We start from the raw sequence: 22,339 nt of genomic DNA on the forward strand, positions 1-22,339 counted from the left end.
TCTGAGTACCCTTGCGGCGACTTCCAGCCCGAGAGCCGCGCCGTGTCCGATCACCACAGCTACCATCTGCGTCTGGCGTGCCACGCCGTCTGGTCTGGCGGCGTTATCGCCTACCCGACCGAAGGCGTCTGGGGCCTCGGTTGCGACCCGGACGACGCCCAGGCGGTGTACCGCATTCTGGCGATCAAAGACCGGCCGATGGACAAAGGGCTGATTCTGATCGGCGCCGACTGGGCGCAACTCGAACCCTGGCTGGCGCCGCTGGCCGCCCAGGACATCGACCGGATACAAGCCAGTTGGCCCGGTCCCAACACCTGGGTCGTACCACACAATGGCCGCTTGCCCGACTGGCTGACCGGCGGCCGCGACACCCTGGCAGTGCGCGTTTCCGGCCACCCGCTGGCGCGGCGTTTATGCCAGCATCTGCGCAAGCCATTGGTCTCGACCAGCGCCAACCGTTCCGGCCAGGACGCCTTAACCGACCAGAACGCCGTGCGCTGGCAACTCGGTGCCGAGATCGACTATTTACTGCCCGGCCGTGTACAGACGCCGGGCCAGAGCAGCCAGATTCGCGACCTCAGCAGCGGCGCTACTCTGCGGTCTTAATGAATACACTGCGATCCTGATTTCAAAAGAGAACCCGCCATGCCTCAAGCGTTCGACATCGACCCCGTCCGCCACTATTTACTCGACCTGCAAGATCGCATCTGCGCCGCGCTCGAAGCCGAAGACGGCGAAACTCGTTTTGCCGAAGAACGTTGGGATCGTCCAGCCGGTGGTGGCGGTCGCTCAAGAGTGTTGCAGGATGGGCCAGTGCTGGAAAAAGCCGGCGTCGGGTTCAGCCATGTGATGGGCGACCAGATGCCGCCGAGCGCAACCGCCAATCGGCCTGAACTGGCCGGCTGCCATTGGCAGGCCATGGGCGTCTCTTTGGTGATTCATCCGCGCAATCCGTTCGCGCCGACCTCGCACGCCAACGTGCGTTTTTTTGTTGCCGAGAAAGACGGCATGGCGCCGGTCTGGTGGTTTGGTGGCGGTTACGACTTAACGCCTTATTACGGTTTCACCGACGACTGCCGCCACTGGCATCGCGTGGCGCAATCGGCCTGCGCGCCGTTCGGCGACGACCTATACCCACGCCTGAAACAATTGTGCGACGACTACTTCTACATTCCGCATCGCCAGGAAGCGCGCGGCATCGGCGGGCTGTTTTTTGACGACCTGAACGACCGCGATTTCGCCACCTGCTTTGGCTTAATGCGCGCCGTCGGCGATTCGTATCTGGATGCCTACCAACCCATTCTGGCGCGCCGCAAAGACACGCCCTACACCGAGGCCAACCGCGACTGGCAGGAAATCCGCCGCGGCCGTTACGCCGAGTTCAATCTGGTGATTGATCGCGGCACGCACTTTGGTTTGCAATCAAACGGTCGCACTGAATCAATCCTGATGTCGCTGCCACCGAAAGTGCAGTGGCGTTACGGTCACCAACCGGCCGCTGGCAGCGAAGAAGCGCGTTTGCTGAGCGATTTTCTACCGCCGCGCGACTGGCTGAACGCCTGAAAAAAGCCCGAAGGTCACGTGCACAACAGCGACGCTTGTGCCAGATTGAGCGTCGTCTTTCTGCGCATTGAACCGGAACCGCCATGGCCTCTTTATTTCGCCCCGCCAAACCGACGCTGACGGCTGAGTCGTTACTGCCTGGCGATCACCTTTGGGTGCAGTGCACCGGCTACAGCCATCATGGCCTGTATCTGGGCGATGGCCGGGTGGCGCATTACGCCGGCTGGGTTGAGGGTTTTCGCGCCGGGCCTTTGGTCGAAACCAGCCTGGATGAGTTTCGCGACGGCCGCCGCCTGCATCGCCGTCATCACGCCAGGCGCACTTACAGCCGCGCCGAGAGTGTCGAACGGGCGCGCAGCCGGCTTGGCGAAAACCGCTACAACGTGCACGCGAACAATTGCGAACACTTCTGTTACTGGGCAATTCATGGCGAGCATCACAGCCGCCAGATGGATTGGGTCGATCTGGGTCTGGGCCTGTTGCACCCCGGTTTGGAAGCCACGCGCAAAACGCTCGGTCGCGGTTATCGGCCCGACGGTCGCGACACCGTGACGCCCATCATCGGCCAGTTGGTGCTCGACTGGGGCGTGAAATCCGCCGCGCGCTGGGCCACCGGGCCGTATGGCCTGGCAGTGTATGCGAGCTATCGTCTCGGTCGCAGCTGGCTGTCACGCCGACGTCAAAAAAACCATCGAAACGAGCGCTGACAGTACAGGACCGCAGCGCGTAAATTGCGTATCATCAACGCCTTGCCCAGGTGCGCTTTGGCCTTGCGCCCAGACCACTTGCCGGCTCGTCTCAGACCGCAGCTGACACAGCTTCTTTGATTGCAGGAACCGGACCGCACTCATGCCTCTTGATCGCGCCACTGCTTTGAATTTCGTCAACGTCTTGCACGAAGCGCTGCCTTATTTGCAACGCTTCCAGGGTTCGACGGTGGTGATCAAATACGGCGGTAACGCCATGGTGGACGAAGCGTTGAAGGCGAGTTTTGCGCGCGACATCGTGTTGCTGAAAACCGTCGGCATTAACCCGGTTGTTGTGCACGGCGGCGGCCCGCAAATCGGCGAATTGCTGGAGCGGCTGAACATCGAAAGCCGGTTTGAATCCGGCATGCGTGTGACCACCAGCGAAACCATGGACGTGGTTGAAATGGTGCTCGGCGGCCTGGTCAACAAAGACATCGTTAACCTGATCAATCAGGCCGGCGGTAAAGCCTTCGGTATTACCGGCAAAGACGGCCACACCATTCAGGCGCGGCAATTGAAAGTGACGCGGCGCACGCCGGATTTGCAGAAATCGGAAATCATCGACATCGGCCACGTCGGTGAAGTCGAGAAAGTCGATATCCGCCTGATTCAGCTAATGACCGAAGGCGGCTACATTCCCGTCGTCGCGCCCATTGGTGTCGGTGCCGACGGCGCGTCTTACAACATCAACGCCGATCTGGTGGCCGGTAAACTGGCCGAAGTGCTGGGCGCGGAAAAACTGATTCTGCTGACCAACATCGCCGGCCTGCAAGATAAAGAAGGCAACGTTTTAACCGGTCTGGATACCGCCCAGGTCGATGCCCTGATTGAAGACGGCACCATTCACGGCGGCATGTTGCCGAAAATCCGCTGCGCGCTCGACGCTATTGCCGCCGGCGTCACCAGCGCGCACATCATCGATGGCCGCGTTGCCCACGCTACCTTGCTGGAAATCTTCTCGCATCGCGGCGTTGGCACCTTGATCAGCAACCAAACGGACGCCTCATGACCGCTACTCTGCCTTCCGAATCGCTGTCGCGCCGCGACCAGATCCTGCAAGCCCTGGCGCACATGCTGGAAACCAGCCCTGGCCAGCCGATCACCACGGCGCGGCTGGCTAAAGTTGTCGGTGTGTCCGAAGCGGCGCTGTACCGACACTTTCCCAGCAAGGCGAAGATGTTCGAGGGTCTGATCGAGTTTATCGAAGACACCCTGTTCTCCCGCGTCAGCCGAATTCTGGAAGAAGAGCGCAGCGCCATCGGTCAGTGCGAAGCGCTGCTGACCCTGTTGCTCGCCTTCGCCGAACGCAACCCGGGCATGTGCCGCATTCTGATCGGCGACGCCCTGGCCGGCGAAGTCGAACGGTTGCGTTCACGCGTGGCGCAGGTGTTCGATCGACTGGAAACGCAGTTGAAGCAGATCATTCGCGAAGCGGAAATTCGTGAAGGATTGAAAGCCACGCTCACCGCCTCGCAAGCGGCCAACCTGATGCTGGCGCTGGCCGAAGGCCGCATCAATCAATTCGTGCGCAGCGAGTTTCGGCGCAAACCCACCGAAGACTGGACGCCGCAATGGCGTGTTGCCGTCGACGCGGTATTTCATAAAGCCTAAACACGCGCCCACATTGGGACTCATTTGAGCATCGGCTATACTCGGCGCCACATTCCAATCTAATCGCTCACATGGACGCCTGGATCAGCCACTACAGAACGCTGCCCACCGACGGCGAACGCGATGCCTTTTTCAACGGCCTGGTCAGTCATTATTCCGAGTTGTTTGACGCCACCGGCAGCGGCTATGTGTTGCTCGACGCCGACCAACGCGTCATCGCCTGGAACGACACGACCGCCACCTTGCTCGGCCACCAGCCTGTGGTCGGCGAAGCCATGCCCAAGCCGGGCGATTTATTCGAGCTGGAACACCGCAACGCCGATGCCGGCGAATTAATTGACGCCAGTCTGGCGAGTCAGGAAGCGCAGCAAGCCATTTGGGAAGTGCGGCGCGAAGGCGAGTCGCATTGGCTGCGGCTGACTATCCTGCCGTTAACCTTGGTCGACCGCCCCCAGGCACTGGTGATTTTTAAAGACATCAGCGCCGAAAAACGATTAGAAGCCGACCTGCAAGCGCAACAAGCCGCACTCGACGACGCCCGCGTTCGCGACCCACTCACCGGCCTGCACAACCGTCGCTTTATTCTGGAACATCTCGATCACCTGAACGCCCAGGCCAAGCGCTATGGCAACACCTTTTCACTGGCGCTGATCGATCTTGATCACTTTAAAAGTGTGAACGATACCTACGGCCATCAAGTGGCCGATCAGGTGTTGTGTTCGCTGGCTAATTTGATTCGTGACGACTTGCGGGAGGCCGACGTAACGGCGCGCTATGGCGAAGAGGAGTTTCTGGTGGTGCTGCCGGAAACCGACATCGAAGCGGCGGTCAACGTCATCAACCGTTTGCGCCAACGTTTTACCGAAAGCCGCATTCCCGGCATCAAACGTTCGCTGACGTTGAGCGCCGGGGTGATGAGTTGGGAGCCGGGTTTGTCGCTGGAACAGTTGATGTTCAAAACCGACCAGCGCTTGTCGATGGCCAAGTACGCTGGTCGTAATCAGGTGTGCGGCGAAATTTAACTGGCCGGTGCCGAGCCTTCGGCATCAACCTCGGTCAGCGCTTTGAATTCCTGCAACGGTCGCAGTTCTTTGAACGATGCATCGGTACGCGCTTCGTCACGATAAGACGGCGCCAGACCGATGGCTTTTTCCAGATATTCCAACGCCACTTTGACGTCATTTTGCTGCGCATAGGCGCACGCCATCTGGTAATAGGCGTGGCCGTGTTCGGGGTCGATGTCCAGCGCCTGCTCACTCAAGCTGATCGCCCACTGGGTTTCATCCAGATCCAGAGCGGCATCGGCTTTGTAGGTTAATGCTTCGGTATCGAACGGGCGCAGCGCCAGAATCTGATCGTAAACCTGAATTTTTCCCTGGGCGCTGGTTTCCTGACTGGCGCGTAACCACAACGAGTGAATTTCGTTGGTGCGCTCAATTTCCTCGCGGTTTTCTTCAATAACCTGGGTTTTTTCCTTGAGGTTTTGTTCCAGCGCTTTGAGGCGTTTTTCGTACGACGACACCAACTTGGTTACTTCGCGGTCGGCGTAGGTGTGCGCCTTTTCTTTGATATCGCGAATGTTGGCGTAACCAACCACAACCAATAGCGATGTCACGCCGGCGATCAGATAAAAGAAGTAGGTAATGGTGTCGATCGAATAGGTCACCGACTGAGTCGCCAGTTCCAACTGTTTGGCGTTGAGTTTGTCGGAATATTCGACGCGGAAATTCATCATTTCCTGACGCAGTGACCGCACTTCATCGAGCAGATAACGTTCAATAAAGGGGTTGTACATCGGCTCATCAAGGTTGTTGATGGCGTTGGCGACGTCGGCGTCGGTGGTGTTATTGGAAGTGTTGGGGTTGGTGGTCTGCTCACCCCAGGCCGGGGCGAGCATTAAAACCAGCATCAGCCCGATCAGGCTACGCATTCGGCTTTATCCTGTTTGGCGGGTTCGATCAACGCGCCGTGCAGGGTTTGCAGCGCGACCTCGTATTGATCGTCTTCGACCACTACCCGGATGTCAACCTGACGCATGCCCTGGTGAATGGCGAGCACGCTGATGTCGTTGTCGGCCAGTGCATTGCTCAATCGCGCCAGAATACCGGGCACATTCATGTCGCTGCCGATGACTGAGACCATCGCCACTTTGCGGCTGGAAATGTCGGCACCTGGGTAGTAACGCTCCAGTCGTGTCTTGATGCGCTTGATCACTTTCAGGCCGGTATCGAGATAGAGCGTCACGGTGTTGGCGTTGTGCTCTTTCGCCAGCAGCGGCACGTTGAAATCCTGCACCAGTTTCTGGATTTCCAGAATGTGGTTCGGTTCGCCAACGATGTCCTGATCGAACACGTCGATGGCGAAGATGTGCGGCTTGCCGGCGACGATTTCCACGGTCGGTTTTTCGCTGCGGTAATCGTTGGTGATCAAGGTGCCGTCGTGGTCAGGCTCGTAAGTATTTTTCACTCGCAGCGCGATGCCTTTCTGGCGCAAACCTTTGGCCGCTTTCGGGTGAATCGCTTCCATGCCGATCAACGATAACTGGTCAGCCACGTCGTAATTGGTGCGACCGATGGGCACTACTTTGTCGGCACCGACCACTTTCGGGTCGGCCGTCGAGAGGTGATATTCCTTGTGGATCACCGCTTCGCGCGCGTCCGTCAGTTCGGCAATTTTCGAGAAAGTGATTTCGGAATAGCCGCGATCGAAGGTTTTCATCAAGCCTTCTTTGCACTGGGTATAACCGGTGACGATCGGCATTTCCTGGCTCAGATCGAATTTGCTGAAAATGCGATGGATTTTTTCGTCCATCAATTGGTTGTCGGGCTCGCGCCAGCCGGTCAAATCGACAAAGCGGGCGTTGATGCCTTCGGCCTGCAACAGCAAGGCGGTGTTGAACGCCGAATGCGCTTCGCCGACACCGGCGAGCATTTCACGCACCGTTGCCAGGTGCTCTTCAATCTGAAAGTGGCCGTAGGAACAGACGCGCTGCAAATCGAGCAGACAGGAACGAATGCCTTCCATGCGCTCGGTAATGAATTGATCGGCCTGTTTGCGCGCGTGTGGCAATTCGAACAGTTTGGCGTTCATTTCGCGCATGGCTTTGGCGGCGTCGGTCAGGCGCTCGCTCCATTGCCAATCGGAATCGTTGTTGGCGAACAGGGCGTAGACGCCCGGTTCTTTCGACTTTTTGTGTTCCAGCAATAAGTTGGTGATGCCGCCGTACGCCGACACCACAAAAATGCGTTGATACAGGTCTGCCGGGTCGCGTTGCACTTGAATGATGTTGTCGCGAACGGCGTTGTAATCGCTCATCGACGTGCCGCCGATTTTTTCGACCGTATGGTTCGCCATGGGGCCTTACCTCCTTCGGCTCCGCTGCTGTCTGTCGGTGGCGAACCGACGCAACAACGGGCCTGCTTTGAATCAAATTTGCGTATTCTGCCGCCGGGCCTGGGTTGAAAACCGGCTTCGGGCACTGGCTGCCATCAGCCAACGCTCGGAACCCTTCTCGATCTTGCCAAGCCACGGCACGACGAAGGCCCTGCAGAGCCTTCGCCGTCACTGCGGTTATTCGGCGACTTCGTCCGCTTCCAGCGGATAAGCGCCATCGGGGCCGTGCGTCTCTTTGCCGTTCAACGGCGGGTTGAATGCACAAGCCAGTTGCAGCTCGCTCCCGGCTTTCAGAATGTGGTCGTCGTGTTGGTCGAGAATATAGATGGTTCCCGGTTTGATGTCGTGCTCGATGCCAGTGGCTTTATCGAGAATCGAGCCTTCGCCGGAGATGCAGTACACCGTCTCCAGGTGGTTCTTGTAGTGAATCGGTGTTTCGGTGCCGGCATAAATAGTGGTGATGTGGAACGAAAAACCCATGCCGTCGTTTTTCAGCGACATGCGCACGCTGTTCCAGGTTTCGGCGTCTACGCGGCGTTCGGAATTGCGGCATTCTTCCAGGGTGCGAACAATCATTCGATGTCTCTCCTAACCAATAAATATTCTAAAAAAAGCCCGCCTTTTCAGGCGGGACCAGGCTCACACTGTGATGAAACCGCGACTCAACTGGCTTTGGCCTTCAATTCCGGCAATACCTTGGCAAAGGCGTTTTCCAGGATATCGAGGCCCTGCTTGAGGTCTTCAAGCGGAATGGTCAGCGGACACAGACATTTAACGACTTCGCCGTAAGCGCCACTGGTTTCGATGATCAAGCCGTGGGCAAAGGCATCGCGGCAGATTTGTTCGGCGGTGTCGCCATCGGGCACTGCGACGCCGCGCATCATGCCGCGACCTTTCAGCGTTATCACGTCTTCACCGAAGCGTTTGATGATGTCGGTAAAGCGTTTCTCCACCAGCGCGGCGCGTTCGGCGATCTGCTGTTCAAAATCGCGATTCTGCCAATATTCTTCCAGCGCCACCCGGGCGGTGACGAACGCCAGGTTGTTGCCGCGGAAGGTGCCGTTGTGTTCGCCCGGCTTCCATTGGTCCAGTTCCGGACGCATCAGCGTGACCGCGAACGGCAGGCCATAACCACTCAGGGATTTCGACAGCGTTACCACATCCGGTTTGATGCCGGCCGGTTCAAAACTGAAGAAGGTGCCGGTGCGGCCGCAGCCAGCCTGGATGTCATCGACAATCAACAGCATGTCGTGTTTGCGGCAGACGCTTTCCAGCTCTTGCAGCCATTCCATACGCGCAGCATTCAAACCGCCTTCGCCCTGCACCGTTTCAACGATCACACCGGCCGGGGTTTCGACGCCGCTGCCGGGGTCGGTCAACAACTGGTCGAGCAGTTTCAGACCCATGAAGTCGTCGCCGTCGTCGCCATAGCCGTCGTAGGGAATGCGGGTGACATCGGTCAGCGCCACGCCGGCACCACCGCGCTGGCCTTTGTTGCCGGTCGCGGCCTGAGCGCCGAGCGTGCAGCCGTGATAACCGTTGGTGAACGAAACAATGCCGCTGCGACCCTTGGCTTTGCGGGCAATCTTCAGCGCCACTTCGACGGCGTTGGTGCCGGTCGGGCCGGTGAACTGGACTTTGTAATCCAATTCGCGCGGTTTGAGGATGATGTCGTTAAACGCCTGCAAAAAGCGCTCTTTGGCGTCGGTGAACATATCCAGGCCGTGGGTAACGCCATCGGCCTGGATGTAATCGATCAACGGTTGCTTGAAGCGGTCGTTATTGTGGCCGTAATTCAGCGTGCCGGCCCCGGCCAGAAAATCGATGTACGACTGGCCTTCGCGGTTCACCAGACGGGCGTTCTTGGCCGTGGTGAATACGGTCGGAAAGCTGCGGCTGTAAGAGCGGACCTGAGATTCAAGTTGTTCGAAAATTTCCATGGTGGTGTCTCCCCTTGGAGTTGTAACAAGTGATGGATGGCCTCGGCGCCTCAGCGGCGGATAGGGCCGATCCGGTACAATTCTTCGTTGTCGTGCTGGCCGCCGAAGTGGGTGTCTTTGTCGAACAACACACTCACGTCCAGATCGGCTTCCCAGTCACGCGCCAGTGATTTAAATAATCGCTGCGATGGTTCGTTGTCCGGGGTAATGGTGGTTTCCAGAAAACGCACGCCTTGCAGCGTCGGACGGTCCATCAGCGACTGAACCATGCGTTTAGCCAGCCCCTGGCCCCGGGCCGCTTCGCCCACCACTACCTGCCACAGAAAGTAGGTGTCGGTTGCATCGGGCTTGAGATAGCCGGAAACAAAGCCGACCAGTTCGCCCTCCATTTCCGCCGCCACGGCGGTGTCGCCAAAGTGGCTGGCCTGCAACAGGTTGCAGTACAGCGAGTTGGTATCCAGCGGCGGGCTGCTGGCGACCAGGCGATGCACCGCCAGGCCGTCGTCAGAAACCGCAGGTCGCAATGTGATGTCCATGTTCAGCGTCAAACCTCGTATCCAAGCTGACCGTTCCATGCCGACAGTGGCTTGGGGGATTAGTTGATTCTTCATCTAATCTTTCGTGTGCGAAGCATTTTAGCACGATGCACGACAAAAAATGCAACCTTAAGCCGTCATTTAGGCCGTAAACTCCTTAGCACACTAAAATAAGTCTTGGATTTTCACGCGTTGAAAGACTAACCTAGCTTAGGTTTCTAAAATGTTTCATTAGAGGACGAACCTTTTAAGATGCGATACAATCTCGCGCTTATGGGGGACTGCACCCCAGTGGTAAAGGATCAGACAATGAAACGAGTGGATGAAGTTCTGGTGTCGCTGCGACGTATTATTCGTGCCACCGATATTCATTCTAAGAAGTTGAGCAAGCACAGCGGCCTGACTTCGCCGCAATTGCTGATCCTGATGGCCATCGACAAATTAGGCGACGTCACCATTGGCACCGTGGCCAAAGACGTAAACCTGTCTCAGGCGACTGTGACCACCATTCTCGACCGGCTGGAAAAGCGTGGTTTGGTGCAGCGCATACGCAGCGATGTCGACCGCCGTCGCGTCCACGCCAAGCTCACCGATGAAGGCTTGAAAATCGTCGAAGACGCGCCCAGCCCGCTGCAAGAAAGCTTTGTGGCGCGGTTTGATACGTTACCGGAATGGGAGCAGACGATGATTTTGTCGTCGTTGCAGAAGCTGGCCGAACTGATGCAGGCCACCGACATTGATGCGTCGCCGGTGCTGCACGTGGGCGACGTTACGCACAATTACAACGGCCAGAATTGAGGCGGCCCGGCTAAGCGGCCGCCTTTGAAATCGAGTACAGCACGCCTTCCTCGCCATAATACCGATCCGTGGTTTCCACATAGTGCATGCCGAGCCGTTGCATCACGGCGGTCGAGGCGGCGTTGTTCGGATCGGCCACCGCCCAGATCGTATCCAGCCCTAACACTTCGAAACCATAAGTCAGCAACGCCTGGGCAGCTTCGGTCGCCAGACCCTGGCCCCAAAAAGGATTCGCCAGGTGCCAACCGATTTCGATCCGATCGGAAAAACGCCCGTCGCCATAAGGCATGGCTTTGAGCAACAGCAAGCCGACGTAATCTTCCTGATCGTGCAGACGTACGCTGAATGCGCCGGAACCGGGGGTGTGCGCCTGCCAGCGTTTGGCGCGTTCGATGTAGAGTTCACGCAACTCGCTGAGCGCCGGCGGCACCGGCCAGGACAAAAACCGACGCACTTCGGCCGATTGATAAATGGCCTGATGCCCCGGCATGTCGGCTTCTGTGTATGGGGTGATTCGGCAACGTTCGGTTCGCAATTCCATTCGTCATTATTCCTCTGTTCGATGCGTCTTCAGCACCAGCAACAGCAGTGATCCACGGGTAACGATACTGGCGCCGTTCAATAACAGCAGCGGCCAACTTTGCGTCAGCGGCATGGTGAGTGCAAAAGCGAGCGTTGAGGCATCTTTGGTTAAGGTGAACAGCAACATCCGGCGCGACAACACCCCGGCCGACTGCGCACGGTGCACCACACGAATTTGCTGAACCGTGCCTTGAACCAGCACCAAGGTCATCAGCACGATCACACCATTGGCGACACTCAACAACGCCGGCAACGGGCGAACCGCCAGCACCACGAATCCCGCCAGCAGCAGAAACTCACCAACCATTAAAGCCGAAAGTGACAGCAACGAACGCCGCTCCCACCAGATCCAGAACAGAATATTCAGAATCAGCAACAAGGCGGCCAGCCGTGTCCAAACCAGATAATGGTTCAACACCGGCACCGCCAGACCGAACAGAAAGTTGCCGTAAAAGGCGACGTAGCTGGAGAAAAACTGGTTAACCGAGAGTCGGTCTGTGGCGGGGAAATGCCTGGCGCGACGACGCTGGCGAATCTTGTTCAGTTGAATCCACAGGCCGTACACCGTCAGCCCAAACAGCACCGAGCTGATGCTGCCCCACAGATGGTAAGCACTCATCCGCCCACCTCATTCTGGCCCCGCCCGCACTTTGCAAAGGGTAACCGGCTGTGGCTTTTTGTAAGATCGGCAGTCAAACGCAGCCTCTTGGTCTAAGGTGGTCAGCGAAGTTTGGCGCAACGCCGAACTTCACCTGTGCTGGGGGCGAACCCCCAAAGTGGGCGGCTGGGCTGGCTGCCGCCAGGCTTGACCTGGTGGCACCCGCCGCCCCGTTCACGGCATCAATTACAGTAATTACAGTGGCCGGACCGACAATTGGCCGTTACTCAACCGCACCTGCAACCGCTCAGTACTTTGCGCCGGTACCGTCAAGCTGAAACCTGCTTCGGCGTTGCTGTTGTTGTCCCAATGTGACAAATCCAGAATCGCTTCGACGCTGCGGCTGTTGCGGTTGGTCAACACCAGTTCCCATTCGCTGGCACCGAGCACTTCGGTTGCCAGCGTCATCATGTCCGATGATCCCAAGGCTACTTGAGCGCGGGTTTCCTGCTGCGGCTGATATTGGGTTTCCAACAGAGCAACCTGCTGATCCCAGACGGCAATCTGCACCGGCCCGGCAATGGCCGGCAAATCGTCTTCCGACACCAGCGTCAGCGACCACTGACCGGGCATTGTTTCGGTCTGACGCGTGTTCCAGCTAAAGCGGTAATGATGACGGATGGCGCTCAGTTCGGTGTCGTCAACCGACAGCCAGGCGTGGCTGCCTGCGGGCAATTGCACCGGCTGATCCGATTGCAACGTCGCCTGGCCGGCACTGTCGCCCGACTTGGGCACGGCCACCGCCATGTCTGACATCGCCATGGCCTCGGCACCGCGCGCCAGCATCACCCGACCTTGGGAACGACTTTGCGCAAAGCTGTAACCGGGCGCACTCAGGCTGTAATCGCTGTTGTTGTGCAGCACCAGTTGCTGACGCAAGGTCGGACGTGCCGCTTCGATATCCAGGCTGTAACGGACTTCTGCGCCCAAGCTGCCATCGAACCAGGCGTAGCGGAATGCGTTGTTCGCGGCGGTAGCCTGAGTCACGCTCAGTGCAAACGCCGGGTCGCTGTCGCCGCTGGACAACCAGCTGAGGCGATACCATTGATCCGCCGGCAAAGCGCGCTGCACGCCATCCTGCGCCAGGATCAACAGGTTCGAACGCAACTCGGTGACTACCCAGGAACCGGACCAATCATCGACCTGCACCGACTGGTCCACCGCCAGCCAATCGCTCAATTTTGGTGTCTGCCAACTGAGCAGGATGTCGTTGTTATCGGCCTGCCACCAAAAGCCGGACGCTGACAGATCAGCCACCGGCAATGGCAGTTGTTCCTGGGTTTGCGTCAACACCGCTGAGCGTTCAATCCAACTGCCCTGAGTGGTCAGATACAGCCAGTCGGCCGTGACGTTTTTATCGTCGGCCTGAACCCATTGGCTGGTCAGCAACAGCGCTGAAATTGACCAAAGAAGGGATTTGTTCATTCGCCTTACTCCTGCGAGATTCAATTTTTGTGGCGCCAGTCTAGCGTCGCTCACTGACACTGTCTTGCAGCATAAATGCGCGGGCTGAATCCCAACCAAACACCCAGGTTCACAGTCGCTGACACGGCGGGCAATCTATGCTTTGCTATGCCCAACTTCTGGTTCACTGGCGCGATGTCGGGCCAGAATCACCGTTGGATTTCGAGGTCCGCTTTGTCTGAAAGTCCGCTGTATCGGTTGTCTTCGGCTTTTCTGTCTCACTTCGATGGATTGGCAATTTCACCCGCCACCTGGGTGTTGCTGGCCACGGCCGTCCTGGCGATGGTGTTTCATCGCACTGCCTGGCTGACACTGTTGCTGGTGTTGCTGACGGTCTGCCTGAGTCAGGAAATGCTCACCGAGCCCGGTCCGGCACTGGCCGTCTGGCTGGCCTGGCTGTGGGCTTTCTGGCGCCCGGACAAACCCCTGCGTCTGACGGGCAGTTGGCTGCCATTGGCGATTCTGCTGATCATGGCGCTCTGGCCCTGGTTGCCTTTCCTACCCGCCAACATTCAGCAATGGCCCAACGTAAAATGGCCGGACATTCTGCCCATCGTGAATGTCTCGCCCGTCATTCTGACGCTGATTTTTTTATCGGGATTGTCGGCGCTGTTCCGCTTCGTATTGAAGCCATCGGCCAGTTGGCCCTGGCACGGTTTGGGCGTGTTGCTGACCGCCATTCTCAGCTGGCAGGGTGAACAGGCGGCGTCGCTGGTTTGGATAGCGCTTTCATTGGTCATCGGCGCCACCATTCTGACCGACGCCTATTCGGTCGCCTATCGTGATGCGCTGACCAACATTCCCAACCGCCGCGCACTGAGCCAGGCGTTGCGCACCTTGGGCCGGCGTTACGCCATCGCCATGGCGGACGTCGATCATTTCAAATCGTTTAACGACACCTGGGGCCACGAAACCGGCGATCAGGTGCTCAAAGTTGTCGCCAGCATTCTGACCAAACACCACATGCCGGTGCGTGCTTTTCGTTACGGCGGTGAGGAATTCACACTGGTGTTTCGCGGCATGACGCGCGAAGAAGCCACGCCAATTCTGGACGAGTTGCGCGAGCGCATTGCGGAATATCCGTTGATGGTGCGCAAGTCGGACCGACCAACGTCGAGAAAGGACGGTAAACGCCAACGCGGAGCCACGACCAGCGCCAAACAGGTCAACATTTCGGCGTCCTTTGGGGTCAGCGACAATCGCCACGCCCACTCACCGGAAGACGCCATCCAGCGCGCCGACAAAGCGCTCTACAAAGCCAAGCAAGCCGGCCGCAACTGCGTGCGTTCCGGCTAAGCCTGCCTGGGTAAACCGAGTCAGTCGTTACCCGGATACGGCACGTAGCCGGCATCACCGGGAACGGGCGGGAAGCGATGCGCTTGCCAGTCGCGACGGGCCTGATCAATCAAGGCATCGTTAGTGGCAACAAAGTTCCAATCGATGCGCCGCGCGCCCAACGTGCGACCACCAAACAACACAAAATGACTGTCCGCCTGCCAGGAAAAAGTCACCGCCTGATTGGTCACGCCGAGGTGATATTGCGGCAAGGGTTGGCCCTGCCACTGCACCGCCCCGGACAACGGATACAAACCCCATTCCCAATCGCTGCCCTGACTCGGCAGTTCCAGCGACCCAGCGCGCTGCGTGCGCACATCCAATAACGCCAGTTCCGATTCGACCTGCACCGGCGAACGCTGTTGTTGCCACTGACCAGCGATCAGAGTCCAACTCGCTTGCTCGTCCTGCCAGGTCGGCAATTGCTCGCGGGCGTGGTGTTCAAAGCGCGGCTCGCCGGTCTCAGCCGATTGCGGTTGCGCCACCCAGAACTGCAAACCTTCAACGTGAGATTCCGCGGCGCGTTCGTCGTCCGGGCTGCGTTCGGAATGCACGATGCCACGGCCGGCGGTCATCCAATTCACTTCGCCCGGACGAATGATTTGCACGCTGCCGAGCGAATCCCGGTGCTCAAACTGACCGGCATACAGCCAGGTCAAGGTCGATAAACCGATGTGCGGATGCGGTGGTACATCCAATCCTTCGCCCGGTGCCAACGTGTGCGGCCCCATGTGATCGAGAAACACGAACGGTCCGCAGTGGCGCTGGCCGCGCCAGGGCAACACTCGACGAATCGGTAAACCCATCAAAGACTGCTTGCGTGGGGCAATCACCAGATCAACAACATCAATAGGGGTGTTCATTGAGTTTCTCCAAGACAAAGGCCTGAAGGGCGATGCTGTCGTTAGTGGCAACATTCACCCACTGCAAACCCAGCGTACTTTGTTTGTCTTCCGGGTTCGCAATGATTGAGCGGATCAGTGCGTTCAGCCGCACCACCTTTTCAATTCGCCCCAGGGTCAGGCGCAAGCCCACTTCAATTTCCTGGCCGGTATCGAAGCCGGGGAAATCGGTGCGGATACGGCCGCCATCGACCGATAAATCCATCAACTCAACATTGACTCTTTCTTCGCCAAACCAGATCGCCGCTGGCAGTTTCACGCGGGCGCGCACTGCCTTGCGAATTTCACCGATGTACAACTGCTTGGGCATCGCCAGATGCAGATGCGCAAACGGCAGCGTGGCGATAAAAATCACTTGGGAGCGGAAGGCGCAGACGCCGTTCAGACGATTGGCAAACAGCCGGACGTTGACGCCGGTTTCCAATCGCACCGGCACCGGTCGGCCTTTTAGCGTCGGGGTGGTAACAAGAATGGTGCTGCTCGGGCGATAACCGACCAGAGTGCTGCGATCACGATCGCGTTTGTGACCGTCCAGCTCTAATTGCAACGGCTGCCCCGGCACCAGTTGCAGTGATTCAAAGGTGGGTTGTCGAGCCGACATCAAAGAATCCTTGTGTTTCTTTGAGCCATAAGACTAGACGAACCCAAGCCGACTCGCCGGGGCAGATGCCTTCAGGTACGGCGCAACAACAGCGCAATCATGCCCAGCGCAGACACCAGCAACGCCAGTACCGAACCGTAGGTCAGGGTTTCCACCATGGTCAGACCGAACGGCATGATCGGTGAATAGCCGCACATGGTCCAAACCTGAAACACGTTCGGAAACCAATCGTCGAGCGCAAACCAGGCCGGGAAACCGGGGTCCATGCCACAGGCGCCTTCGTACAAGCCGCGTTCAATCTGTACACCGACCCAGGAGCGTTCCAGCAAGCCCAAAAGGCTGACAATCAACACCGACTGCGCCGCCACCAAACCCCACCAATGCCGACGCAGCGCCATGCCCAGCCCACCGGCCAATAAAATGCCCAACACCCACAAACGCGCGTGAATACACAGCAAACACGGCGGTTCATTCAAGACGTGCTGATAAAACAGCGCGATGCCTTCCAGCGCCAAGGCACCCACGACCAGCGCCAACCAATACCAACGTGACCCGATAAACCGCACCACTCGATCGATCATAACGACTCCCATCACAGCGAAAGGGGCATTCTAGCGACACCCAGGGATGCCGCCACGCCGGGCCTTCCGGCTTTACCGGATCATGACTCAGCCTTCGTCCAGCGCCTTCATAAATTCCGGCGGATTCAGCGCACCGCGATGCACACCGGCGTTGTAATAGAAGGTGGCAAAGGCTTTGTTTTCTGCGTCGGTTTCGCGGAAGGCGCGCACGTCCAAACCAGCGCTGGCGAGCGTGCAACTCCACCAGCCGGACGGGTAAATCGGCTGCGGAAACGGCAACGTCAATTGATTCGTCAAACCCGCCGCCGCCAATTCGGAACGCATTTCGCGAATCAGCGAATGGGTGTGAAACAGTGGGCTTTCGCTTTGCTGGACCAGCAAGCCATCGCGGCCTAAAGCACGCAGGCAATGACCGAAAAACTCGCGGTTAAACAGTCCCGCTGCAGGGCCGACCGGATCGGTCGAATCGACGATGATCAAATCCAGCTCGCCCGGTTCGCAGTTGCGAATCCAGGCGATGCCGTCTTCAAACAACAATTGCGCACGTGGATCATTATTGGCTTCACACAACGCCGGGAAATACTGCTCGGCCAGACGTGTTACGCGCTCGTCAATTTCCACCTGCCAGACGCGTTCAACGCCCGGGTGGCGCAACACTTCGCGCAAGGTGCCGCAATCGCCGCCGCCAATGATCAATACTTTTTTGGGATTCGGATGGGTAAACAACGCCGGGTGGGTCAGCATTTCGTGGTACAGAAAATTGTCGCGGTCGGTAACCATGTAACAGCCATCGAGCACCATCAGCTTGCCCCAATGCCGGGTCTGATAGATTTCAATGTGCTGAAACTCGCTGCGTTCTTCGTGCAGTTTTTCAGTCACTTCTAAAGAAAACGCCGAGCCTTCGGCCGACCAGACTTCAGTGAACCAGCTTGCTGAGGCAGGAAATTCGGGCATAACGCACCCCTCAATTCAGGATGCGCAGAGCTTAGCGCAGGACGAACCCGGATAACACTTCAGGCCGGCGGGTCGGCATCATTGCGACACAATAACCCGCTCGCCGGTCTCCAGATCAATGGCAACCAACGCGCCGTACATGCTGTCGATAACCAGTGCTCGATTGTTGATCGGATCAAGCGCTATATCGAAGGGTCGGCCAATGATGTTTTCCGCATTCGGCGTTACCCGATCGGCAATCACGCGTCGATTACCGGAAACTACATCAACCGCCATAATGGCATCCAGACCAATATCTCCAATCAGCACTTCAGGTTTGGAACGATTAAGCGCCATTACTGAGGGGTTGTTAAATATTGGCGCACTGGCCGGAAGCGCGCCATCCAAAATAATCCGCCATTCCTGCTTCGATAAATCCAACGATAAGAGCGCGCTGTAATCGGTGCCATCGACCAAGGCGTATAGTTGGTCACCGCCGTCACCCATGGCGATATCCTTAATTCCCGATAAGACTGGGCCTGAATCCGATTCAACCTCATCGAACATCGCGGTTCGGCTGCCAGTCTCCAGGTCCACACCAACCAAATGTGGCAATCTACTGTTTGCAACCAACACCTGCTTTAAACCATTGTCACGAAATGCTACGGCTATCGGCAGTTCTCGTTCACTGCCAGTTTTGCCACTGGCAGACAACAACCTCCGCCGTCCGGTTATCAAATCCACATCAAGCAACCCATCAATGTTTCTATCCGCCATCATCAATTGGTCATAGCTATTGTTCAGCGCAATACCGCCAATGTTTGAAATGGCATGGTCGCTATTTGGTAAGTCGAGGCCCGACAGAACGGTTCGCTCGCCGGTCACCAAATCTACGGACAACAACGCTTTCAGACTGTTCTCAAAAACCAATGTTCTGTTGTTTGGCTGATCAAACGTCACCGTAAGCGGCGACATTAAAGTCAGCACTTCATCTGGTACAAAAGCCGCCGAAACTGTGGACCGTTCACCATTGGTCACATCAACCGAATACAGAGCGCCGTGCGCAGGGCTGGCGACCAGGATACGTTGGTTGGTCGCATCGAATGCCAGGCCGTTGGTTTGCGCGAAGACATTAGAATCACTGGCACCGGTTCGATCCAGCAGGCGAATGTGCTCACCGCTGTGCAAATCCACTGCCAACAGTTTTCTAATATCCCCGGCTATGGCCCAAACCCGATTGGTATTGCTGTCGAGCGCGATTTTGGGTGATGTGTGGTTCGGCCCCAGCTCATCGTCGGTATAGCTCGCCAGTACAGTACGTTTGCCCGTATCCAATGCCACAGCCAAAATCTTTTTAAGGTTCTTATCGATCACCAATACCCGGTCGTTGGCTGCATCGAGCACCATGTCGCTCGGCGAATTAAACGGGTTTTCACCATTGTTGGCCGCATTGTTGGCCGAGACCACCGTGCGCTCGCCGGTGTTCAGATCGACCGCCAATAACCGCCTGCTGGAACTGTCGAGAACCAACGCCCTGGGTTGAGCAAGGCCAGTACGGTCATCCAGAACGATTGCTGCGGGTCCACTAAAGGCATTACTGGAATTAGACGTGGTGTTATCGGACAGCAGTTCTCGCTTGCCGGTCGTTAAATCCACCGTCAATAAAGTCCTCCTGGTTTTATCCAGCACCAGTGCCCGGTTGTTAGCCAGGTCCAGCGTAAACGCACTTGGTTCATCAAAGGGATTGCCGCCATGGGGCGTATGAGGGCCTGAGATTAAGCTGCGCCTGCCCGTGTGTGGGTCTACCTCGACCAATGTCTTGCGGGCTTGATCCAGCACCAGAATTCGGTCGTTGACGCTGTCCAGAACAGCAGCGACTGGTTGCTGCAACAGCACCGGCGAATGGATCACTTTTGCCTGGGCCGCGACGCTGTTGGTGTGGCCGTTTTGATCGGTCACACTGACCGCCAGAATATTTTCGCCATAGACCAACGGCACTTCGACTGACCAATGCGCGAACTGGTCTTGGGTATCCGCCGCTACGCCATTGACCGCCAGCGCCGTCGCCGGCTCTCCGGTAACGATACCGCGCATGCGCAGGGTGTCGCTTTCGGTCAGCGCTATCAGTGTGGGGAACTGGATCGTCACCTTGGGCGGGCCGGGATCGGGTTGTTCAACAATGGTCGGCGGAGCATGTTTTGAGTGCGATTTACCACCTGAATCGCACGCAGCCAACAATAACAGCCCCTGAATTAACAGGCCGAGGCAGCACAACGGTCTGATTGGCGTCATATTCAACATCCCTGTTTAGGCCAGACAAATCCCGGCATTTACCGGAGAAGCTGTCGCACCTGGCGCTATGAAACAGCGCTTGCAACGCGACAGCGCGCAGCCTAAACAAACGCCGTTTGAGGGAATGTTTGAACAAACGATGGAATTGCGACGAATAATGGAAAAATGGCGGGAATCGTTTAAAAACGATTAAAAAAATAAGACGGGAGCTACCTGGCTTCGGTCAGCCCTGAACCCGTTCGATACTGCCAACCGCTGGCAGGCCATGCAGACGACGAATCACCCGCGCCAAATGCTGACGACTGGTAACCGAAACGGTGAGATTGAGACGGCTGGTGGTGGCATCGCGTTCCTGCATTTCGATGCTCTCGATGTTGGCATCAGCTTGCGATACCGCATTGGCAACGCCGGCCAACACACCGCGGCTGTTGCGCATTTCCACGCGCAGATCGACGACGAATTCGCCTTCCATCGATTTATCCCAGCGCAGGTGCACACAGCGGTCCGGGTCTTTGCGCATCTCGACGATGTTCCGGCAATGCTCGACATGAATCACCATGCCCTTGCCTTTGCTGATCAGACCGACAATGGGATCGCCCGGAATCGGCCGGCAGCATTTGGCGTAGGTCACCAACATGCCTTCGGTACCGCTGACGGTCATCGCTTTGTCGCTGCTTTCTTCGGACGCTTCGGCACAGTCGTTCAATAAGCGCCGCGCCACCACATAGGCAACGCGATTGCCCAGACCGATGTCTTCGAGCAAATCGTCCAGCTTCGCCAACTGATATTCACTGAGCAGACTGTTGATGCTGGCGTCGGACACGGCATCCAATTCAGTGTCGAAATTGCGCAAGGAATTGTTCAGTAACTTGCGACCCAGCTCGACTGAATCCTGCTTTTTCAGATTCTTCAGGAAATGGCGAATGTTGGAGCGCGCCTTGGCGGTGATGACGAAATTCAGCCAGGCCGGGTTCGGGCGCGCGCCCGGCGCGGTGATGATTTTGATGGTGTCGCCGCTGTTCAGCGGCTGGCTCAGCGGCGCGATCTGGCGGTTCACCAGACAACCGACGCAGGCGTTGCCGATGTCGGTGTGCACGGCGTAGGCGAAATCGACTGCGGTCGCGCCCTTGGGCACTTCGAGAATTTTGCCTTTCGGGGTGAAGACGTAAATCTCGTCCGGGAACAGATCGATCTTCACGTTCTCGATAAATTCGACCGGGTTGCCGGCGCGTTCCTGCATTTCCAGCAGGCCTTTTACCCAGCGGCGGGCGCGGGCGTGCGTCGGGCTGTTGTCTGAACTGTCTTCGTTCTTATACAGCCAGTGCGCGGCAATACCGTGGTTCGCCATGTCTTCCATTTCCTGAGTGCGGATCTGGATTTCGATGGGCACGCCATTCATGCCGATCAAGGTCGTGTGCAGGCTTTGGTAGCCGTTCGCCTTGGGAATGGCGATGTAATCTTTGAAGCGGTTCGGCACCGGTTTATAAAAATTATGCACCACGCCGAGCGTGCGGTAACAGGCATCGACCGACTGGGTGATGATGCGGAAACCGTAAACGTCGAGGATTTCCTGCAACGTCTTTTTCTGGTCCTTCATCTTGGTGTAGATGGAGTACAGATGTTTTTCCCGACCAATCACCTGAACGTCGATGCCTTCGGCACCCAGCCGTTCACTCAACGCCTGACGAATCTGCCCGACCAGTTCCTTGCGATGCCCACGGCTTTGTTTGATCGCCTTGGCAATGCGCTGAGCGCGCAGCGGATACAGCGATTCGAACGCCAGGTTTTCCAACTCGATGCGCAAATCGTTGATGCCCAAACGCAGCGCGATGGGCGCGTAAATATCCAGCGTTTCGCGGGCTTTGCGGCGTTTTTTCTCTGGCGGCATGGCACCGAGGGTGCGCATGTTGTGCAAGCGGTCGGCGAGTTTGACCAGAATGACGCGGATGTCTTTCGACATCGCCAGCACCATTTTCTGGAAGTTTTCCGCCTGTTCTTCTTTCTTGGTTTCGAATTCCAGGTGCGTCAGCTTGGACACGCCATCGACCAGTTCCGCCACGCCGGCGCCAAACTGTTCAGCCAGTGCTTCTTTGGAGACGGCGGTGTCTTCGATGACGTCGTGCAGCATGGCGGCCATCAGGCTTTGATGGTCCATGTGCATTTCACAGAGGATATTGGCGACCGCCAGCGGGTGGGTGATGTAACGCTCGCCACTGCGTCGCATCTGGCCTTCGTGGGCTTGCTCGGCGTAATAATACGCCCGCCGGATACGACGAATGTTATCCGGTTCCAGATAGCTCTCTAGCCGTTTGGCTAAGGCATCGACGGTGAGCAAGGCGGCGCACTTCCTGACGGTGACTGCGTTTAAGTGTAATGAATGCGGGTAGTGCAGCAATAAAAA

The 22,339-nt window shown here is 57.4% G+C and carries 22 protein-coding genes; 8 read left to right on the top strand and 14 right to left on the bottom strand.

Going from position 1 to position 22,339, the window contains the following annotated elements:
- The first annotated feature begins 42 nt into the window (after nt 1-42).
- From tsaC to DW349_RS16975, 6 genes are all read left to right on the top strand, one after another.
- Nucleotides 43-606, top strand: coding sequence for an L-threonylcarbamoyladenylate synthase type 1 TsaC (gene tsaC, locus DW349_RS16950; protein ID WP_108126536.1), 564 nt, complete (start codon nt 43-45; stop codon nt 604-606).
- Between the two features lie 39 nt (nt 607-645).
- On the top strand, nt 646-1,563 hold the full coding sequence (gene hemF / locus DW349_RS16955; RefSeq protein ID WP_108126537.1) for an oxygen-dependent coproporphyrinogen oxidase: 918 nt from the start codon (nt 646-648) through the stop codon (nt 1,561-1,563).
- A gap of 83 nt (nt 1,564-1,646) precedes the next feature.
- Complete coding sequence (locus DW349_RS16960) at nt 1,647-2,270, top strand: lecithin retinol acyltransferase family protein (protein WP_108126538.1); 624 nt, start codon at nt 1,647-1,649, stop codon at nt 2,268-2,270.
- Nucleotides 2,271-2,412: 142 nt separating this feature from the next.
- The gene (gene argB, locus DW349_RS16965; protein WP_108126539.1) at nt 2,413-3,321 is read left to right on the top strand and encodes an acetylglutamate kinase; all 909 of its coding nucleotides are present in this window, start codon (nt 2,413-2,415) and stop codon (nt 3,319-3,321) included.
- Nucleotides 3,318-3,923 carry a nucleoid occlusion factor SlmA gene (gene slmA, locus DW349_RS16970; RefSeq protein ID WP_108126540.1) on the top strand — a complete coding sequence of 202 codons (606 nt, stop codon included), beginning with the start codon at nt 3,318-3,320 and terminating at the stop codon, nt 3,921-3,923. Before argB ends, slmA begins: the two co-directional genes overlap by 4 nt.
- A 71-nt stretch (nt 3,924-3,994) precedes the next feature.
- Nucleotides 3,995-4,945, top strand: coding sequence for a sensor domain-containing diguanylate cyclase (locus DW349_RS16975; protein WP_108126541.1), 951 nt, complete (start codon nt 3,995-3,997; stop codon nt 4,943-4,945).
- Here the strand turns inward: DW349_RS16975 and DW349_RS16980 are convergent.
- From DW349_RS16980 to ectA, 5 genes are all read right to left on the bottom strand, one after another.
- Nucleotides 4,942-5,853 carry a TPR end-of-group domain-containing protein gene (locus DW349_RS16980; protein ID WP_108126542.1) on the bottom strand — a complete coding sequence of 304 codons (912 nt, stop codon included), beginning with the start codon at nt 5,851-5,853 and terminating at the stop codon, nt 4,942-4,944. The two genes, DW349_RS16975 and DW349_RS16980, sit on opposite strands and share 4 nt — an antisense overlap.
- Nucleotides 5,841-7,277 (bottom strand): aspartate kinase, encoded by a 1,437-nt coding sequence (locus tag DW349_RS16985; RefSeq protein ID WP_108126543.1) that lies wholly within the window; start codon nt 7,275-7,277, stop codon nt 5,841-5,843. The genes DW349_RS16980 and DW349_RS16985 overlap by 13 nt, the downstream gene beginning before the upstream one ends.
- Before the next feature lie 216 nt (nt 7,278-7,493).
- A complete protein-coding gene (locus DW349_RS16990) occupies nt 7,494-7,892 on the bottom strand; it encodes an ectoine synthase (RefSeq protein ID WP_108126544.1) in 399 nt (132 codons plus the stop codon).
- A gap of 86 nt (nt 7,893-7,978) precedes the next feature.
- A complete protein-coding gene (ectB, locus tag DW349_RS16995) occupies nt 7,979-9,256 on the bottom strand; it encodes a diaminobutyrate--2-oxoglutarate transaminase (RefSeq protein WP_108126545.1) in 1,278 nt (425 codons plus the stop codon).
- Between the two features lie 50 nt (nt 9,257-9,306).
- The gene (gene ectA, locus DW349_RS17000; RefSeq protein WP_232819366.1) at nt 9,307-9,867 is read right to left on the bottom strand and encodes a diaminobutyrate acetyltransferase; all 561 of its coding nucleotides are present in this window, start codon (nt 9,865-9,867) and stop codon (nt 9,307-9,309) included.
- Nucleotides 9,868-10,101: 234 nt separating this feature from the next.
- Here ectA and DW349_RS17005 point away from each other — a divergent pair, with 234 nt between their 5' ends.
- Nucleotides 10,102-10,590: a MarR family winged helix-turn-helix transcriptional regulator gene (locus DW349_RS17005; RefSeq protein WP_108126547.1), complete on the top strand. Its 489-nt coding sequence runs from the start codon at nt 10,102-10,104 to the stop codon at nt 10,588-10,590.
- A 10-nt stretch (nt 10,591-10,600) separates the two neighbouring features.
- Here the strand turns inward: DW349_RS17005 and DW349_RS17010 are convergent, their stop codons facing one another.
- From DW349_RS17010 to DW349_RS17020, 3 genes are all read right to left on the bottom strand, one after another.
- Nucleotides 10,601-11,131, bottom strand: coding sequence for a GNAT family N-acetyltransferase (locus DW349_RS17010; protein WP_108126548.1), 531 nt, complete (start codon nt 11,129-11,131; stop codon nt 10,601-10,603).
- Between the two features lie 6 nt (nt 11,132-11,137).
- Entirely contained in the window at nt 11,138-11,791 is a 654-nt protein-coding gene (locus tag DW349_RS17015; protein ID WP_108126549.1) for a hypothetical protein, read from the bottom strand.
- Between the two features lie 234 nt (nt 11,792-12,025).
- On the bottom strand, nt 12,026-13,255 hold the full coding sequence (locus DW349_RS17020; protein WP_108126550.1) for a hypothetical protein: 1,230 nt from the start codon (nt 13,253-13,255) through the stop codon (nt 12,026-12,028).
- Nucleotides 13,256-13,468: 213 nt separating this feature from the next.
- Between DW349_RS17020 and DW349_RS17025 the strand changes: the two genes are divergently transcribed.
- Nucleotides 13,469-14,590 (top strand): GGDEF domain-containing protein, encoded by a 1,122-nt coding sequence (locus tag DW349_RS17025; RefSeq protein ID WP_157954413.1) that lies wholly within the window; start codon nt 13,469-13,471, stop codon nt 14,588-14,590.
- A gap of 20 nt (nt 14,591-14,610) precedes the next feature.
- On the opposite strand, the gene DW349_RS17030 is transcribed toward DW349_RS17025, so the two are convergent.
- The 6 genes from DW349_RS17030 to spoT all read right to left on the bottom strand — a co-directional run bounded on the left by DW349_RS17030 (nt 14,611) and on the right by spoT (nt 22,273).
- Nucleotides 14,611-15,492, bottom strand: coding sequence for a pirin family protein (locus DW349_RS17030; RefSeq protein WP_162824662.1), 882 nt, complete (start codon nt 15,490-15,492; stop codon nt 14,611-14,613).
- Entirely contained in the window at nt 15,476-16,132 is a 657-nt protein-coding gene (locus DW349_RS17035; RefSeq protein WP_108126553.1) for a flagellar brake protein, read from the bottom strand. Before DW349_RS17035 ends, DW349_RS17030 begins: the two co-directional genes overlap by 17 nt.
- Nucleotides 16,133-16,203: 71 nt before the next feature.
- Nucleotides 16,204-16,713, bottom strand: a complete 510-nt coding sequence (locus DW349_RS17040) for a disulfide bond formation protein B (RefSeq protein ID WP_157954414.1) — start codon at nt 16,711-16,713, stop codon at nt 16,204-16,206.
- A gap of 87 nt (nt 16,714-16,800) precedes the next feature.
- Nucleotides 16,801-17,667, bottom strand: a complete 867-nt coding sequence (speE, locus tag DW349_RS17045; protein ID WP_108126555.1) for a polyamine aminopropyltransferase — start codon at nt 17,665-17,667, stop codon at nt 16,801-16,803.
- Nucleotides 17,668-17,745: 78 nt separating this feature from the next.
- Nucleotides 17,746-19,938 (bottom strand): NHL repeat-containing protein, encoded by a 2,193-nt coding sequence (locus DW349_RS17050; RefSeq protein WP_108126556.1) that lies wholly within the window; start codon nt 19,936-19,938, stop codon nt 17,746-17,748.
- A 223-nt stretch (nt 19,939-20,161) separates the two neighbouring features.
- Nucleotides 20,162-22,273, bottom strand: a complete 2,112-nt coding sequence (spoT, locus tag DW349_RS17055) for a bifunctional GTP diphosphokinase/guanosine-3',5'-bis pyrophosphate 3'-pyrophosphohydrolase (RefSeq protein ID WP_108126557.1) — start codon at nt 22,271-22,273, stop codon at nt 20,162-20,164.
- Between the last annotated feature and the right edge of the window lie 66 nt (nt 22,274-22,339).

The sequence above is a fragment of the Saccharospirillum mangrovi genome (genome assembly GCF_003367315.1).
Lineage (GTDB): Bacteria > Pseudomonadota > Gammaproteobacteria > Pseudomonadales > Natronospirillaceae > Saccharospirillum > Saccharospirillum mangrovi.

Excerpts from the sequence above, each read along its gene's own strand:
- hemF (WP_108126537.1), top strand. The coding sequence starts at position 646 with ATGCCTCAAGCGTTCGACATCGACCCCGTCCGCCACTATTTACTCGAC.
- DW349_RS16960 (WP_108126538.1), top strand. The coding sequence starts at position 1,647 with ATGGCCTCTTTATTTCGCCCCGCCAAACCGACGCTGACGGCTGAGTCG.
- argB (WP_108126539.1), top strand. The coding sequence starts at position 2,413 with ATGCCTCTTGATCGCGCCACTGCTTTGAATTTCGTCAACGTCTTGCAC.
- slmA (WP_108126540.1), top strand. The coding sequence starts at position 3,318 with ATGACCGCTACTCTGCCTTCCGAATCGCTGTCGCGCCGCGACCAGATC.
- DW349_RS16975 (WP_108126541.1), top strand. The coding sequence starts at position 3,995 with ATGGACGCCTGGATCAGCCACTACAGAACGCTGCCCACCGACGGCGAA.
- DW349_RS16980 (WP_108126542.1), bottom strand. The coding sequence starts at position 5,853 with ATGCGTAGCCTGATCGGGCTGATGCTGGTTTTAATGCTCGCCCCGGCC.
- DW349_RS16985 (WP_108126543.1), bottom strand. The coding sequence starts at position 7,277 with ATGGCGAACCATACGGTCGAAAAAATCGGCGGCACGTCGATGAGCGAT.
- DW349_RS16990 (WP_108126544.1), bottom strand. The coding sequence starts at position 7,892 with ATGATTGTTCGCACCCTGGAAGAATGCCGCAATTCCGAACGCCGCGTA.
- ectB (WP_108126545.1), bottom strand. The coding sequence starts at position 9,256 with ATGGAAATTTTCGAACAACTTGAATCTCAGGTCCGCTCTTACAGCCGC.
- ectA (WP_232819366.1), bottom strand. The coding sequence starts at position 9,867 with ATGAAGAATCAACTAATCCCCCAAGCCACTGTCGGCATGGAACGGTCA.
- DW349_RS17005 (WP_108126547.1), top strand. The coding sequence starts at position 10,102 with ATGAAACGAGTGGATGAAGTTCTGGTGTCGCTGCGACGTATTATTCGT.
- DW349_RS17010 (WP_108126548.1), bottom strand. The coding sequence starts at position 11,131 with ATGGAATTGCGAACCGAACGTTGCCGAATCACCCCATACACAGAAGCC.
- DW349_RS17015 (WP_108126549.1), bottom strand. The coding sequence starts at position 11,791 with ATGAGTGCTTACCATCTGTGGGGCAGCATCAGCTCGGTGCTGTTTGGG.
- DW349_RS17020 (WP_108126550.1), bottom strand. The coding sequence starts at position 13,255 with ATGAACAAATCCCTTCTTTGGTCAATTTCAGCGCTGTTGCTGACCAGC.
- DW349_RS17030 (WP_162824662.1), bottom strand. The coding sequence starts at position 15,492 with ATGAACACCCCTATTGATGTTGTTGATCTGGTGATTGCCCCACGCAAG.
- DW349_RS17035 (WP_108126553.1), bottom strand. The coding sequence starts at position 16,132 with ATGTCGGCTCGACAACCCACCTTTGAATCACTGCAACTGGTGCCGGGG.
- DW349_RS17040 (WP_157954414.1), bottom strand. The coding sequence starts at position 16,713 with ATGATCGATCGAGTGGTGCGGTTTATCGGGTCACGTTGGTATTGGTTG.
- speE (WP_108126555.1), bottom strand. The coding sequence starts at position 17,667 with ATGCCCGAATTTCCTGCCTCAGCAAGCTGGTTCACTGAAGTCTGGTCG.
- DW349_RS17050 (WP_108126556.1), bottom strand. The coding sequence starts at position 19,938 with ATGACGCCAATCAGACCGTTGTGCTGCCTCGGCCTGTTAATTCAGGGG.